At 63.2% G+C, this 16,596-nt stretch carries 9 protein-coding genes and 1 rRNA gene; 7 read left to right on the top strand and 3 right to left on the bottom strand.

Annotation, left to right across the window (positions count from 1 at the left end; genetic code table 11):
* Positions 1-59 precede the first annotated feature (59 nt).
* Positions 60-2,684: an alpha-glucan family phosphorylase gene (gene glgP / locus AR689_RS12050; protein ID WP_197412867.1), complete on the bottom strand. Its 2,625-nt coding sequence runs from the start codon at positions 2,682-2,684 to the stop codon at positions 60-62.
* A 125-nt stretch (positions 2,685-2,809) separates the two neighbouring features.
* On the opposite strand from glgP, the gene AR689_RS12055 reads away from it, so the two are divergent.
* The 6 genes from AR689_RS12055 to AR689_RS12080 all read left to right on the top strand — a co-directional run bounded on the left by AR689_RS12055 (position 2,810) and on the right by AR689_RS12080 (position 12,035).
* Positions 2,810-4,894: an alpha-1,4-glucan--maltose-1-phosphate maltosyltransferase gene (locus AR689_RS12055; protein WP_197412951.1), complete on the top strand. Its 2,085-nt coding sequence runs from the start codon at positions 2,810-2,812 to the stop codon at positions 4,892-4,894.
* Complete coding sequence (treS, locus tag AR689_RS12060; protein WP_062070462.1) at positions 4,894-6,690, top strand: maltose alpha-D-glucosyltransferase; 1,797 nt, start codon at positions 4,894-4,896, stop codon at positions 6,688-6,690. The genes AR689_RS12055 and treS overlap by 1 nt, the downstream gene beginning before the upstream one ends.
* Position 6,691: 1 nt before the next feature.
* Positions 6,692-10,363: a 1,4-alpha-glucan branching enzyme gene (locus AR689_RS12065; protein WP_062070464.1), complete on the top strand. Its 3,672-nt coding sequence runs from the start codon at positions 6,692-6,694 to the stop codon at positions 10,361-10,363.
* 459 nt (positions 10,364-10,822) lie between these two features.
* A 5S ribosomal RNA gene (gene rrf, locus AR689_RS12070) occupies positions 10,823-10,939 on the top strand.
* Positions 10,940-11,026: 87 nt separating this feature from the next.
* A complete protein-coding gene (locus AR689_RS12075; RefSeq protein WP_062070466.1) occupies positions 11,027-11,521 on the top strand; it encodes an SRPBCC domain-containing protein in 495 nt (164 codons plus the stop codon).
* Positions 11,514-12,035 carry a GNAT family N-acetyltransferase gene (locus tag AR689_RS12080; protein WP_286158881.1) on the top strand — a complete coding sequence of 174 codons (522 nt, stop codon included), beginning with the start codon at positions 11,514-11,516 and terminating at the stop codon, positions 12,033-12,035. The genes AR689_RS12075 and AR689_RS12080 overlap by 8 nt, the downstream gene beginning before the upstream one ends.
* A 5-nt stretch (positions 12,036-12,040) precedes the next feature.
* Here the strand turns inward: AR689_RS12080 and AR689_RS12085 are convergent, their stop codons facing one another.
* Both AR689_RS12085 and AR689_RS12090 read right to left on the bottom strand, forming a co-directional pair.
* Positions 12,041-13,063: a LacI family DNA-binding transcriptional regulator gene (locus tag AR689_RS12085; RefSeq protein ID WP_062070472.1), complete on the bottom strand. Its 1,023-nt coding sequence runs from the start codon at positions 13,061-13,063 to the stop codon at positions 12,041-12,043.
* 19 nt (positions 13,064-13,082) lie between these two features.
* Entirely contained in the window at positions 13,083-14,810 is a 1,728-nt protein-coding gene (locus AR689_RS12090) for a glycoside hydrolase family 13 protein (RefSeq protein WP_062073764.1), read from the bottom strand.
* A 301-nt stretch (positions 14,811-15,111) separates the two neighbouring features.
* On the opposite strand from AR689_RS12090, the gene AR689_RS12095 reads away from it, so the two are divergent.
* Positions 15,112-16,575 (top strand): FAD-binding oxidoreductase, encoded by a 1,464-nt coding sequence (locus AR689_RS12095; protein WP_082697936.1) that lies wholly within the window; start codon positions 15,112-15,114, stop codon positions 16,573-16,575.
* The last annotated feature ends 21 nt before the right edge of the window (positions 16,576-16,596 follow it).

Raw genomic sequence — 16,596 nt, forward strand, 5'->3', positions numbered from 1 at the left:
GGCCCGCTGTTCCGTCGTTGAACAACAACGGAACAGCGGGCCAGGAACGTCCATGCGGACTAGGCGTTCGCGATCAACCCCAACTCAGCTTTGGAAGCCAACGCGCTGTGCTTCGGGAACACCCGGACGGTGTAGCCGAAGGAGCCGGACCGGTTGATCACCACGGAGCCGCTGAAGAGGTGGCGTCCGCCGCCGAGGTCTTCGAGGGAATCCAGTTCGGCTACCACGATGTCTTCGAGCTCGTCGGATTCCTCGGCACGGCCGAAGGCCACCTCCACGGCGACGTCGTCGGGTGTCAGGTTGTTGAGGGCCACGTAGGCGTTGACTTGGAGCGTGTCACCTACCTGAGGTTCTTCGGAGACGCCGACGGAGTCCACGTGTTCCACCACAACTTCGGGCCACGCGTTCCGTACCTTGGTGGTCCAGGCCGCGAGTTCCTTGGCTTCTTTGAAGGCTTCGGCAACGGCCCTGCGTCCGGACACCGCGGCCGGGCAGTAGAGGTTGTTGACGTAGTCGTGGAGCATGCGTTCTGCGGAGACTGCGGGGCCCAGGTTGGCCAGCGTGTGCTTGATCATGGACACCCAGTGGGTGGGCACGGTCTCGACGCTGGATTCGGACGGTCCCGCTGCGCCGGCGGCTTGGGCCACGGTGGTGCCGTAGAAGCGCGGCGCCACCTGGGTTTCCAGGAGTTCGTAGAGCGCTGATGCCTCAATGTCGTCGCGTTCTTCGGAGGATGCGTTGTTGTTGGCCGTGGGGATCGCCCAGCCGTTTTCGCCGTCGTACATTTCGTCCCACCAGCCGTCCAGGACGGAGAGGTTGAGCGAGCCGTTGATGGCGGCCTTCATGCCGGACGTACCGCAGGCTTCGAGCGGGCGGAGCGGGTTGTTGAGCCAGACGTCGCAGCCGGGGAACAGGGTCCGGGCCATGGCGATGTCGTAGTTGGGCAGGAAGACGATCCGGTGCCGGACCTGGGGGTCGTCGGTGAACTTGACCAGGTCTTGGATCATTTTCTTGCCGGCGTCGTCTGCGGGGTGCGATTTGCCGGCGATGACCAGCTGGATGGGGTGTTGGGGGTCCAGCAGGAGGGCCTTCAGCCGTGCCGGGTCGCGCAGCATGAGCGTGAGCCGCTTGTAGGTGGGCACGCGGCGTGCGAATCCGATGGTGAGGACGTCGGGGTCCAGTACGGAGTCGGTCCAGGCGAGTTCGGCGTCGGCGGCGCCGCGCTTCTTCCAGGAGGCCCGGAGCCGGCGTCGAACGTCGTCGATGAGTTGTGCGCGAAGTTCCCTGCGGAGTGCCCAGACGTCTTCGTCGCTGACGTTGTAAGCCAGATCCCAGCGTCCCATTGCTTCGGCTTCCGCGCCGAACTGGTTCCGTGCCAGGGACGAGATGCGGGGATCAACCCAGGTGGGTACGTGGACTCCGTTGGTGACGGAGGCGATGGGGATTTCTGAGTGGTCGAATCCTGGCCAGAGTCCGGCGAACATTTCGCGGGACACCACGCCGTGCAGCTTTGCCACGCCGTTGGCGCGCTGCGCGAGGCGCAGGCCCATCACCGCCATGTTGAAGACCGAGGGGTTGCCGCCGTCGTAGTTTTCGCGGCCGAGTTCCAGGATGCGTTCGGTGGGCACGGAGGGTGCCAGCCCGGCGTCGAAAAAGTGCTTGATTTGCACGGTTTCGAAGCGGTCGATGCCTGCGGGTACGGGCGTGTGCGTCGTGAAGACGGTGGAGGCACGGCCGGCGGCGAGGGCTTCGTCCCAGCTGAGGGGGTGCTCGGGATTGGACATGGCTTCCTGGATGCGTTCGATCCCCAGGAAACCGGCGTGGCCTTCGTTGGTGTGGAACACTTCGGGCGCCGGTGTCCCGGTGAGTTCCTGGTAGACGCGCAGGGCTTTGACGCCGCCCATGCCCAGGAGGAGTTCCTGCTGGAGTCGGTGGTCGCCGCCGCCGCCGTACAGGCGATCGGTGATGCCACGTGCGGCTTCGTCGTTGGAGGGGACGTTGGAGTCCAGCAGCAGCAGCGGAACACGCCCGACGTCGGCGCGCCACACATGGGCGTGGAGTTCGCGTCCGTTGGGCAGAGGCAGGGAGATCTGAACGGGTTTGCCGGGGGCGCCGTCCTTGGCCGGGCGGCGGAGCAACGTCAAGGGGAGGCCGTCCGGGTCCAGCACGGGGTAGGTTTCCTGCTGCCAGGCGTCCCGGGAGAGGGACTGTTTGAAGTAGCCGGCCTGGTACAGAAGGCCCACGCCGATCAGCGGCACACCCAGGTCCGAGGCTGCCTTGAGGTGGTCGCCGGCGAGGATTCCGAGGCCGCCGGAGTACTGCGGGAGCACCTCGGTGATGCCGAATTCGGGGGAGAAGTAGGCGATGCAGGCAGGAGCGTCGTCATTGAGGCCCTGGTACCAGCGCGGTTCGCTGAGGTATCGGTCAAGATCGGCCGCGGCGTGCTGCACACGTTCCACAACCTCTCCGTCATTGGCCAGGTCCTGCAGTTGCTCGCGGCTGATGGACCCCAGAAGAGCTATGGGGTCGTGCTGCGAGGCCTCCCAGAGAGCCGGGTTAAGGCTCGCAAAAAGCTCCCGTGTGGGCCTGTGCCACGACCAGCGCAAATTAGTCGCCAGACGGGCCAGGGGCCTGATGGGCTCGGGGAGGACGGTACGGACTGTAAACCTTCGAATTGCCTTCACGAGCGCCACACTAACGGACTCACATGGCAGCCGGAACTGCATTGGGTTTCTTTTAGGTAAAAGTCATCTTGCGTCGAGGAGAAAGGTCGTGTGCTTAGCATTCTGTGATTTTTGTCGCTAACGTCGTGGTTGTGACGAAAACCGCGCGAACCATCACAGCCCTGAAATCCAAGACGACTACGGACATCACCGAGGGACTTCGCTTCGGCCGGTTCCCCATCACGGCCGTGCAGCCGGTGGTTGAGGGTGGCCGTTTCCCGGCGAAGGCCTTGCCGGGCGAGGACCTCGTTGTAGGCGCCACGGTCTTCCGTGAAGGCCATGACCAGCTCGGCGTGTCCGCTGTGCTGCTCGATCCCAAGGGCAAGGAGCGTCAGCGTGTCCGCCTGACCCCGGCTCAAGGGGAGCAATGGAAGGGCCTGGACCGCTGGGAGGGCCTGATCACGCCCGCCGGTACCGGCGCCTGGTCCTTCGTCATCGAGGCTTGGCACGACCGCTACGGCACCTGGCACCACAACGCCGAGGTCAAGGTAGGGGCCGGCATTGACGTCGAGTTGATGCTCGCCGAGGGCGCCGCCCTCCTGGCTGAAGCTACCGACGACGCCGGGCGCAGCGCTGTGGAGAAGCGCGCCTTGCGCGCGGCTTCAGTGGTGCTGTCCGATACCACCAAGACTGCCGAGGAGCGCCTGGCTGCCGGCTTCAGCCCGGAGGTGCTGGCCGCCGTCGGACGCGTTCCCATCCGTGAACTGGTGACCGTTTCCGAACGTTTCCCGCTGCAGGTGGAACGCGACCTCGCGGGACGTGGTTCCTGGTACGAGTTCTTCCCCCGTTCAGAGGGCGCCGTGCTGGATCACTCCACCGGCGTTTGGACGTCCGGCAACTTCCGCACGGCAGCCAACAGGCTCGACGCCGTGGCGGACATGGGCTTCGACATCATCTACCTGCCGCCCATCCACCCCATCGGGTTCCAGCACCGCAAGGGCCGCAACAACACGTTGACCCCGGGCCCGCAGGATCCGGGTTCGCCGTGGGCCATCGGTTCCAAGGACGGTGGCCATGATGCCATCCACCCGGAGTTGGGGACCTTTGAGGACTTTGACGCGTTTGTGGCCCGTGCCAACGAGCTGGGGCTCGAAGTTGCTTTGGACCTGGCCTTGCAGGCAGCTCCGGATCATCCTTGGGTGCAGACCAACCCGGAATGGTTCACCACGCGCGTGGACGGGTCCATTGCCTACGCCGAGAACCCGCCAAAGAAGTACCAGGACATCTACCCACTGAACTTCGATAACGACCCCGCAGGCTTGTCCAAGGAAATCCTGCGGATCGTGCAATTGTGGATCAGCCACGGCGTCAAGGTCTTCCGTGTGGACAACCCCCACACCAAGCCCGTCTGGTTCTGGGAGTGGTTGATCGGGAAGATCAACAAGAAGAACCCCGAGGTTGTCTTCCTGGCGGAGGCCTTCACGCGTCCGCCCATGATGCATGCTTTGGGCCGCGCCGGATTCCAGCAGTCGTACTCCTACTTCACCTGGCGGAACACCAAGACCGAGTTGGAAGAGTACTTCCACGAGATCAGCCACGTCAGCCCGGCGTACTTCCGTCCCAACTTCTTCGTCAACACCCCGGACATCCTCACCGAGTACCTCCAGTACGGTGGTCCGGCGGCGTTCAAGATCCGTGCAGTCCTTGCCGCGACGGCGAGCCCGCTCTGGGGCGTCTACGCAGGTTACGAGCTGTATGAGCACGTGGCCCGTCCGGGCGCGGAGGAGTACATCGATAACGAAAAGTACGAGTACAAGGCGCGGGATTGGGAAGGCGCGGCCGAGTCCGGGCGGACCTTGGCGCCATACATCACCAGGCTCAACACCATCCGCAAGGACCATGTGGCCTTGGGTGATCTGCAGAACCTGACGCTGCACAGCAGCACCGACGACGCCACGATTGTGTACTCCAAACACAAGACGCTGCCGGACGGCACCAAGGACACGCTGATCATTGTGGTCAACGTGGATCCGCACAGCACCCGCGAAAGCACAGTGTCCCTGGACCTCGCGGCCCTGGGACTGGATCCTTCGGACTTCAACGAGGACGGCCGGTTCCGGGTGGACGACCTCATCAGCGGCCAGAGCTGGGAATGGGGCGAGCACAACTACGTGCGGCTTGACGCCCACGTGGAACCGGCGCACATTCTGAGCATCCGGAGGCAGCTTTAGTGAGTTTTTCTCCGCAGAACCCCAGCCAGTACTTCACTCCGAAGAACACCTTCGAGTTGAATGCCCCAGGTCTCCAGCATGATCCGCACTGGTACCGCAAGGCAGTCTTCTATGAGGTACTGGTGCGGGCCTTTGCGGATGCCAACGGGGATGGTTCCGGCGACTTCCACGGCCTGATCGAAAAACTGGATTATCTCCAGTGGTTGGGCGTCGACTGCCTGTGGTTGCCGCCGTTCTTCCATTCCCCGTTGCGCGACGGGGGTTACGATATCGCGGACTACACATCCGTGTTGGACGAGTTCGGCACCATCAGCGACTTCAAGAGATTGGTTGCAGAGGCCCACGCACGTGGCGTCCGGGTGATTATCGACCTGCCCTTGAACCACACCTCGGACCAGCATCCGTGGTTCCAGGAATCGCGGAAGGACCCCACCGGTCCTTACGGAGATTTCTATGTGTGGAGCGATACTGACGAGAAGTACCAGGACGCACGGATCATCTTTGTTGACACCGAAGAGTCCAACTGGACGTTCGATCCCATTCGCCGGCAATTTTTCTGGCACCGCTTCTTCAGCCACCAGCCGGACCTGAACTTCGAGAACCCCGCAGTCATCGAGGCGCTCTACGACGTCGTCAGATTTTGGCTGGACCAGGGCATCGATGGCTTCCGGGCCGACGCCATTCCCTACCTGTTCGAAGAGGACGGCACCAACTGCGAGAACCTGCCGGCCACCCACACCTTCCTGCAGGATCTTCGCCGGATGGTGGACTCGAACTACCCCGGGCGGGTGATCATTGCCGAGGCGAACCAGCCGCCGCATGAGGTGGTGGAGTACTTCGGCACCGAGGAAGCCCCCGAATGCCACATGGCCTTCCATTTCCCCATCATGCCGAGGCTTTACTACGCCTTGCGGGACCAGAAGGCGGCTCCCATCATTGACGCCCTGCGGAACACCCCGGAGATTCCCAAAGGGGCGCAGTGGGGCACTTTCCTGAGGAACCACGACGAACTGACCTTGGAGATGGTGCCCGCCGAGGAACGCGCCGCCATGCTGGGCTGGTACGCCCCGGACCCGCGGATGCGGGCCAACATTGGTATTCGACGCCGGTTGGCGCCGCTGCTGGATAACTCCCGTTCCGAGATCGAGCTGATCAACGCGTTGCTGCTGTCCCTGCCGGGCAGCCCGTTCCTGTACTACGGCGATGAGATCGGTATGGGAGACAACATTTGGCTCGATGACCGTGATGCCGTCCGGACTCCCATGCAGTGGAACCCCGACCGCAACGCTGGTTTTTCCGGGGCTGACCCGGGCCAGCTTTACCTGCCGGTCATCCAGTCGCTGGTTTACAACTACAGCATGACCAACGTTGAAGCCGAGGCGGCGCATTCGGGCTCTTTGCTGCGCTGGACCCGCCAGATCCTCAGCGTCCGGAAGAACCATCCGGTGTTTGGACTGGGCGGCTTCCGGCACGTCGAAGCGGACCATGAGGTGGTTCTCGCGTACGTTCGGGAATTGCCGGCGGGAAACCCCGAGGGGGAGGACGCCGAAACCGTACTGTGCGTCTTCAATCTGTCCCAGCACCCCGTGGCGGCAACGCTGGACATTCCCGAGTATGCCGGCCGGGGCTTGCGCGATATTTTCGGTGGCCAGCCTTTCCCGGCGGTCGGCGACAACGGTCATTTGACCGTGATGCTGGGTAGCCACAGCTTCTACTGGCTGCGGGTCCGCTCAGCATTTTCCAATCCCACGTCGCCTTATACCCAGGCGATCCCCGTGGTGACCTCCAAAGGATGAGATGAACAAGGAAAACTTGAACCCCTCCATTGAAGGACTTCTCAGGACCTGGCTGCCAGGCAAGCGCTGGTTCCCGGTCAAGAGCCCCGACTTTGCGCTGGAGCAGGTGGGCGGTTTCAACCTTCCCCCTGCCGGCGGACCCCATTCCGGCGGCGACGCACAGTTCGGAGTGGTGCTGTTGGCGGTAACCCACCGAACGGCCGACGGCGGTGCGCGGACTGACGTTGTCCAGGTTCCGTTGAGCTTCAGGAACCAGCCGCTGCCGGAGGCCACATCAGCTTTGCTCGGGGAAATCACGGATCCTGAAAAGGGCCTGCGGTTCGTGTACGACGCCGTCTTCGATGCCGATTTCATCACTGCCTGGTTGGAACTGATGCGCGGTGAAGGAAACGCTGGCGGTGCCCAGGGGCACCTGATCCGTGGCCGCGTCGCGCTCCCCGGGCATCCCACGTCCGTGAAGGTCCTCTCCGGCGAGCAGTCCAACACCTCGGTCATCATCGACGACGGCGGTTCGGCAGCGATCGTCAAAATCTTCCGAGTGCTCGCCGCGGGTAAAAATCCTGAGGTGGAACTTGGCGCCGCCCTGACGGCGGCCGGGACCACGGAGGTTCCCGCGACGCTTGGATGGATCAGCGGCTCGTGGGTTGGGCCGGCGTCGAGCGGTTCCGCAGAGGCCACCGGCGAGCTGGCTGTGGCTCACGAGTTCCTTCTGGGCGGCTTGGATGCCTGGCGCCTGGCAGTCGAGGCCGCCGCCGCCGGCAAGGATTTCACGGCGGAAGCCCACGGGCTCGGCGCTGCTACCGCCACGGTTCACGCCAGGCTCGCGGAAACGTTCGGGACCCAGGACGGTCAGGATCAGGGACCGGATATCATCGCCACAGTAGCCCGGCGTGTTCGTGGCTCGTGGGCTGAGGCCGCGTCCGCCGTCGGGCCCCATGACCACCAACTCGATGAGTTGTTGGCAGCGCTGGATCCCCGGGACGTGGGCCAGTTGCAGCGCGTCCACGGCGACCTCCACCTGGGCCAGATTCTTCTGGTGCCCGGCGCTGAGGGTCAGCCGGGACGGTGGGCCATCCTCGACTTCGAGGGCGAGCCCCTACGGACCATTGATGAGCGCAATTCTCCCGACCTTCCCTTGCGGGATGTCACCGGGATGCTGCGCTCGTTCGACTACGCGGCCGGTGCCGCCACGCGCGAAAACTCCGATGCCAGGGTGCCCGAAACCTGGGTGGATGACTGCGCTGCCGCGTTCCTTCAGGGGTACAGCGAGGTCACCCCGGGAACCATTGACCGCCGCTCGCCGCTCTTTGTGGCATTGTGGCTGGACAAGGCCTTATACGAGGTTGTTTACGAGTTGCGGAACCGGCCCGACTGGTTGTCGATCCCCGTGAATGCATCCCGACGAATCCTCGACAATACAAGCCGCGGCAAGCATGCGGCAGCTACAGCGGAAGGTAATGACATGACTGGCTCTGCACGCACCGAACGGCCCCGAATTCCCCTGCATGTGGACTCCGAGACCTTGGAACGCGTGGCGGCCGGCGCCTACCATGCGCCGCACTCCGTGCTTGGCGCCCACCTGGATGATCACGGCCACGTCACCATCCGTACCGTGAAGCACCTCGCGAAGTCCGTGGTTGTTGTGACCGAAGCCGGCCGCAACGACATGACCCATGAGGCGCACGGCGTCTGGACCGCGGTCCTGGAACCGCTGCAGGCCGGCCACGTGCCGGACTACCGTTTGGAAGTGGTGTACGACGTCGAACCCGTCACCATTGATGACCCGTACCACTACCTGCCTACCGTGGGTGAGGTGGACCTGCACCTGATCGGAGAAGGCCGCCACGAACGTCTTTGGGATGTCCTCGGTGCGCACGTTCAGCACTACCGCTCCGCGTTGGGCGAGGTGGACGGAGTCTCCTTCGCCGTCTGGGCCCCGAACGCCCAGGCCGTCCGGGTGAAGGGTGACTTCAACGGCTGGGATGGCCGCTCCCACGGAATGCGTTCTTTGGGTTCCTCCGGGGTGTGGGAATTGTTCATTCCGGGCGTTGTAGCAGGGGCGTGCTACAAATACGAGATCCTCACCAAGGCGGGTCACTGGATTGAAAAAGCCGATCCGCTGGCTTTCGGCACCGAGGTCCCGCCGCTCACTGCTTCACGTGTAGTGGACGCCAGCTACCGGTTCAAGGACGCGGAATGGATGAGCGCCCGTGCCGCGAAGGACCCGCACAATTCGCCCATGAGCGTTTACGAAGTCCACTTGGGCTCCTGGCGACTGGGCCTTGGCTATAAGGAACTTGCCAAGGAACTCGTGGACTACGTGAAGTGGCTTGGGTTCTCCCACGTTGAGTTCATGCCGGTGGCGGAGCACCCCTTTGGTGGTTCGTGGGGTTACCAGGTGACGTCCTACTTCGCTCCCACCTCACGGTTCGGACACCCTGACGAGTTCCGGTTCCTGGTGGATTCACTCCACCAGGCCGGCATCGGTGTCCTGCTTGACTGGGTGCCTGCTCACTTCCCCAAGGACTCCTGGGCGCTGGCACAGTTCGACGGTCAGCCGCTGTACGAGCACTCGGACCCCGCCTTGGGCGAACACCCGGACTGGGGAACCCTGATCTTCGATTTCGGGCGCAGCGAGGTCCGCAACTTCCTGGTGGCGAACGCCCTGTACTGGCTGGAGGAATTCCACATCGATGGCCTGCGGGTGGACGCCGTGGCCTCCATGATCTACCTGGACTACTCCCGTGAAGAAGGGCAGTGGAGGCCCAACAAGTTCGGCGGCCGTGAGAACCTCGAAGCTATTTCCTTCATGCAGGAAGTCAACGCCACCGTCTACAAGTCCCACCCCGGCGCCATCATCATTGCCGAGGAATCCACCGCATTCCCTGGTGTCACGGCGCCCACGAATCATGGCGGACTGGGTTTCGGGCTCAAATGGAACATGGGCTGGATGCATGACTCGCTCAGCTACATTTCCGAAGACCCCATCAACCGCAAGTGGCACCACGGCACCATCACGTTCTCACTGGTCTACGCCTTCACTGAGAACTTCCTGCTGCCCATCAGCCACGACGAAGTCGTTCACGGCAAAGGCTCCATGCTGCGGAAGATGCCCGGTGACCGGTGGCAGCAACTGGCCAACCTGCGTGCCTTCTTCGCTTACCAGTGGGCGCACCCTGGCAAGCAACTGATCTTTATGGGTACTGAGTTCGGCCAGGAAGCGGAATGGTCCGAACAGTACGGACTGGACTGGTTCCTTGCCGACATCCCCGCGCACCGCGGACTGCAGCTCCTCATCAAGGATCTCAACGAGCTCTACACCTCAACGCCGGCCCTTTACCAGCGGGACAACGAGGCTGGCGGTTTCCAGTGGATCAATGGCGGGGATGCCGATCACAACGTCCTCACCTTTATCCGCTGGGATCACGAAGGCAAGCCGTTGGTGTGCGCAGTGAACTTCTCCGGCGGTCCGCACAAGGACTACATCCTGGGTGTTCCGGCAGCGGGGGACTGGGTGGAAGTCCTCAACACCGACGCTGAGACGTATGGCGGCTCGGGGGTTGTCAACGCAGGATTGCTGAAGGCTTCGACGCCGGGAACTGACGGACAGCCTGCGGCGCTGACCGTCACGCTGCCTCCGCTGGGCGCCTCCTGGTTCACGCCGGCTGAGTAGCCTGAGCGTTCGTAGCAGCGACTAGGGCGGTTGCGCCTGGTGTGAGGAGGGTCCGGAGCCGTGGCTCCGGGCCCTCTTCCCTTTGTTTCCGGGGTTTTTGCTCGACTTAGAGGGTGTGTCGTTGACGGGTTTTGCCATCCCGGGGAAGTAGGGGTATAGTTAGTACCCGCGCTGCTCCACTGGTTGAGACCGCAAACTGACAAGAAACCGCAAGGAAAAATCACGTCAGTCTTGCCGATTTGACCGGAAGGAATCCAGCCGGTAAGTTTGAAAAGTTGCTCCGGAGCGATCCAGCTAAGGCTGGTGGTACTGCTTTGGAATAGTGACCTGTTGTTTGAGAACTCAATAGTGTGCCAAGTTTGTTGATGCCGATTGTTTTTTTGATTGGTTGAAATTATGGCTGGATCATTGCGCACCCCCGTGTGTGGTGGTCTGGTTTTCAGCTGGTTTTAACAGAGTTACGGCGGTCATAGCGTGGGGGAAACGCCCGGTCCCATTCCGAACCCGGAAGCTAAGACCCACAGCGCCGATGGTACTGCACCCGGGAGGGTGTGGGAGAGTAGGACACCGCCGGACATAAATTGAGAAGGGCCCCAGCCAACGCTGGGGCTCTTCGTCTTTAACCCACCCGTGCGCCTTTGACCCCCGGTAGAGTTGGTGGTCATGGAAAATCTCTTTAGCCACCCAGAGCCGGAGCCCGAGTCGTCCAGGCAGGATTTTAACGGCCTGGAGCCCTTCATCATCACTGTTGTGGTTCCCACCAACGTGTCGCATGCCTTCCAGGGGTTCACTGATCATCCACACCTTTGGTGGCCGCTGGAACAGGAGAGTGTGTACGGCGAAGGTTCACATGTTGAGTTCGAAGAGAACCTGATCCTGGAGACGGCCGAGGATGGCCGCACATCCGTTTGGGGGACCATCGACGATTGGCAGCCCCCGCTGTCCTTCCACGCCAGCTGGTATCCGGCCAGTACGCCCCTGTGGTCCACGGAGATCCGTGTGGTGTTCCGGGCGGTGGAAGAGGGCACTGAAGTGCGTCTGATCCACGATGGTTGGGAAGGCGCGGAGGACCCTGCAGCATCCCGCGCTTCCTACGCCGAAGGCTGGCCCCGCGTCTTGGAGCGCTACGTGAGGTTTATGGGCGGAGCCGTTGCCTAGGATTCGCAGGCTCCAAGCGAAGGATTGGGAGTTGTTGAAGGCGATCCGTCTGGAGATGCTCACAGATACGCCCATGGCCTACGTTGAGAGCCTGGATGCCGCCCGCCGGCAAACCGAAACCCAATGGCAGGAGCGTGCTGCCGCGATGTCCGGCGACGCCAGCATCACCGTGGTTGCCGACACAGGCGAAGACGGCAGCAAACTCTGCGGCCTGATGCGGGTGGTGCTCAAACATCCCCAGAATCCGGAGCGGCCGCTGCAGGCCATGCTGATCAGCGTCTACGTGGCTCCCGAGCATCGAGGGCTGGGATTGGCCGACGAACTCCTGAAGATGTCCTGTAACGCTGCAGCGGGGGAATTGAAGGCCGAAAGCATTGAACTCGGCGTCCATGAGGAGAACGTGAGGGCGCTGGCGTTCTACCGTCGCCACGGATTCGAGACCACGGGTGCCAGCAGGCCTTACCCGCAGGACACGTCAAAGCTGGAGCTCGTGATGGAACGTCGGCTTCCGTAAGAAGCCTAAGAGGTGCCGGGCTTCGGTACGGCTGTACTTGTCCGGACCACCAGCTTGGTGGGGTGCTCGGTATCGGCCGGCTCCAGGACCAAGCCGTTGTTGATGGCGCCCAGCAGAGTCCTGACGGCCGCTGCGCCCTGGCCTTTGGCGTCTTGGTCGATTGTTGTCAGGCCCAAGACCTTGCCGAGGTCATGCCCGTCGATGCCCATGACCGAAAGGTCGTCCGGGATGCGCAGGCCGAAGTCCCGGGCAGCGAGTATGGTGCCGATTGCCATTTCATCTGACGCCGCGAACACTGCGGTAGGCCTCTCAGGTGCGCTGGCCAGCAGTTGCCGCGCGGCCGCGTATGCGCCTTCAATAGTGAAGTCCGCGGAAACCATCCATTCGGGCCTGACGGGGCAGCCGGCGTCGTTCATTGCTTTCTCAAAACCGCTGCGGCGGGTTCCCGGCAGATGGAAGTCCTGGTCGTAGGCTTCCAGACCGGTGATGTGCGCGATCTTGGTATGCCCCAGACCCAACAGGTGGTTGGTGGCTTTCAGGGCGATTCCCGAGTCGTCGATCCTGATGGTGGAGGCTCCCGGCAAAGGACCACCGATGCCCACAATGGGCCGGTGCACTGCGTGAAGTTTCTGGATTTCGTCTTCGCTGAGTTCCAGGGAGACCGCAATCACCGCATCCACCCGTTTGCGGAGCAGGAAGTCGTTGAAGACGCTCTGCCGGTGCGCCGGGTGCTCCGCGATGTTGTAGAGGGTGAGGTCGTAACCGGCCTCAAGCAGCGCCGCTGAGGCACCCTCGATCACCGCTGAAAAGAACCAGCGGTGGACCGAGGGAACCACCAATCCGACGTTGTGCGTGCGCCCGGAGGCCAAGCTCGATGCATGATAGGACAGCACGAACCCCAGCTCGGCCGCAGCGGTACGGGCGCGCTCCCGGCTGGTGGGAGAGACGTTGCCCTTTCCGCTCAGCGCCCGCGACACCGTGGCAACGGACAGCCCTGCTCGCTCGGCTACGTCCTTGATGCCGGTCATGCTGCTCCTCGGTGGAAAATTAGCTGGCTGAGAGCCAGATCGTCTCTCCCGAGCCTAGTGGATCTGCGCCTTCCGCCCCTGAGCTTCGCAGGATGACTGCACCTGACGGGAGTGGCATGGCCTCGGCCCCGACATTCATGATCACCACGATGTTGCCGTTGAGGTAGGCCAGCGAGGTATCGCTGCAGTGGTCCTCCACCCAAGCCAAGGAGCCTTGGCCGAGGCGCAGCTCGGCTCGCCGTGCGAGCATGCGGCGGTAAAGGTTAAGGTGCGACGCCGGGTCCGACTCTTGTTTGTCCCTCGCCAGTGCGGGCCAGGACTCGGGTTGCGGCAGCCAGGGATCCAGGCCGCTACCGAAGCCGGCGTGGGGCTCTGCGGAGCGCCAGGGAAGGGGTACACGGCAGCCATCGCGGCCGATGCGGGCACCACCGGTTCGGGCGAACGTGGGGTCCTGTCGGAGGGTGCCGGGGATGCTGGAGGAGTCGGGAAGGCCCAGTTCTTCGCCTTGGTAGAGGTAGGCGGCGCCGGGGAGGCCCAGCATGAACAAGGTGGCCGCGGCGGCGCGGCGTCGTCCGAGTTCTTCGTTGGGTTTCTCATCGTCAGGACCGATTCCGTCCCCGTCACGGGGGCCGGGTCCGTCGTAGCCGAAGCGGGAAACGTGCCGGACAACATCGTGGTTGGACAACACCCAAGTGCTCGGGGCGCCTACGGCATCCAGGGACACCAACGAGTCAGTGATGATGTGGCGGAGACGGTTCACGTCCAAGCCGGCGTGCAGGTAGGGGAAGTTGAAGGCCTGGTGCATCTCGTCCGGACGGACCCACTGTGCAAGGCGGGGGAGTGGGTCCACATTGGCTTCGGCGCACATGATGCGGTCCGGTCCGTACTCTTCAAGGATGGAACGCCAGCGGCGGTAAATATCGTGCAGGGCGGGCTGGCCAAACATGGGTGCGTCGTGGCCCGGGAAACCGTCGGAGCTGTTGCCGTCTGCGCGGCCACCCCAGTCGGGGAGGCCTGTGGCCTTGACCAGCGCGTGGGCGACGTCCACCCTGAATCCGGAGATACCGCGTTCCAGCCAGAAACGGAGGACGCGCTCAAACTCGGCGTGGACGGCTGGGTTGTCCCAGTTGAAGTCCGGCTGGGAGGAGTCGAAGAGGTGCAGGTACCACTGGCCGGGCTGGCCGTTCGGCTCCGTGATGCGTGTCCATGCCGGGCCACCGAAGTGCGATTGCCAGTTGTTGGGCGGCTCGTTGCCGTTGTCTCCTTGACCGTCCCTGAAGATGAACATGTCCCGCTCCTGGCTGCCCGGCCCGGCAGCGAGGGCTGCTTGGAAGGCGACGTGCTGATCCGAGCAGTGGTTGGGGACGAGGTCCGCGATGACGCGCAGGTTGAGCCTGTTGGCCTCCGCAATGAGGGAGTCAAAGTCGGTCAAGGTGCCGAAGAGCGGATCGACGTCGCAGTAGTCGCTGACGTCGTAGCCGGCGTCCCGCTGGGGAGAGCGGTAGAAGGGTGACAGCCACACAGCGTCCACGCCCAGCCCTGCCAAATGCGCGAGTTCGGCCGTGATGCCCGCCAAGTCTCCTACGCCGTCACCGTTGAGGTCGCGGAAGGATCGCGGGTAGATCTGGTAAATCACGGCCGATCGCCACCAACCGTGCGCCGTGGAGGCATCATGGACCGGGGTCAGATGCGTGAAAGCTGCTGCGGGCTCGTGGGTCGCAACCGAGAGCATGGAATCAACGGACATGAAACACATGGTAGAAGAGATTGCCCCGAAGTGTAAACGCTTCCAGTCCTAAGGGTACTGTGATTACAGCACTTGCGAGGGGTGCGTTTCTGAGATTGGCAAACAATGCCACAGGCCATGGAAACGCTTGCGGCCCTTCCGTCGTCCCACCGGCATATGCCCGATTTCGGGACCATGGTGCACCCGTACTGGAGGACATCCGGTGCCACCTAAGAAGTGCGGCGCTGGCTAGACTGGCACTGAAAAGACTGCGAAGACTGCCGGTTTGGCGTGTCCGCGGAGCTCATGTGGAGGGAAAGCCTTGTCGGACGAAACGGCCCTTGCCGGAACATCAGAGGAAAACATTAAGGAACGCACTGCAGGCCGCGGCAAAGACGCCCAGCCCTCAGCCGCGCAGAGGACCTTCCTGCAAGAACTTGAAGCCGGACTTGGCGCCGGAAAAATTGCGGACGATGAAGAGAGCCTTACCATCTACTCGGCCGACCAAGGCCCCATTCTGGACAGGCACCTGCCGCTCGCCGTGGTCTGGGCCGGGTCCGTTGAGGATGTCCAGCACATCGTTCGCAGCTGCGCGGCCCATCAGGTGCCGATCGTCACCCGGGGTGCCGGCACGGGTGTCTCCGGAGGTGCGCACGCCACCCAAGGCTGCATCGTCCTGAGCTTGGAACGGATGAACCGCATCCTTGACCTCAACCCCGACGACGAGACCGCCGTCGTCGAGCCCGGCGTCATCAACGCCGACCTCAACGCAACTGCCGCCGAACACGGCCTCATGTACGCACCGGACCCGGCCAGCTACAAAATGTCCACCATCGGCGGCAACGTGGCCACCAACGCCGGCGGACTGCGCTGCGCCAAATACGGTGTGACACGCGATTCCGTGCTGGCGCTGGACGTCGTCATGGCCGACGGAACGCTCATGCACACCGGCCACCAGACCTTCAAAGGCGTGGCAGGCTATGACCTCACAGCACTGCTGGTGGGCTCGGAAGGAACGCTGGGGATCGTGGTGGGAGTGACGGTTCGCCTGAAGTACCTGCCGCGCGATATCCACACCATTGCCGCCTTCTATCAGGACTTCCGCAGTGCAGCCGCAGGCGTCCTGGCCGTCGGCAGGGCACGTGTACAGCCTGCCATCATGGAACTGCTGGACAACGGCACACTGGTGCAGCTGGACGAACTGCACGGCGGTGACCTGCAAAAGCGCGGCAAGTCACTCTTGCTCATCCAGACAGATGGGTTCGGTGCCGCCGCAGAAGCCGACGTCGTCCGGGAGGTACTTGCCGAGGGCGGCGCCACAGTGACCACCGAAGCCAGCGCAGAAGCCGAAATGCTGGTGGAACTCCGCCGGAACAGCCGCGGTGTAGAGGTGGACGACGAATTCAGGGTGGGTGAAGACATTGCCGTCCCGCGCTCGCGGCTGGTGGACTTCGTGGCGGAACTCGAAGCAATGGCCGCCCGCTTCCAGGTGCGGCTCAAAGTGGTGGCCCACGCCGGCGACGGAAACCTGCACCCCACCTTCTGGATGGACCGTGTGGACCCCACCACCGACGCCGACGCCCTGCAGCGACTCAACGCTGCCCTGGACGAATCCATCCGGGTAGGACTGGAAATGGGCGGAACCATCACCGGTGAGCACGGCGTGGGGCAATACAAGCTGCGCTGGCTCGGCCTCGAGCAGCCCGGGCCGGTGCGTGAGCTGCAGCGGCGGATCAAGGACCTGTTCGATCCCCAGGGGATTCTGAACCCGGGGAAGGCCATCTAAGGCTGGCTCTTCGTGGGTGGG

The organism is Arthrobacter sp. EpRS71 (genome assembly GCF_001512285.1).
Lineage (GTDB): Bacteria > Actinomycetota > Actinomycetes > Actinomycetales > Micrococcaceae > Arthrobacter.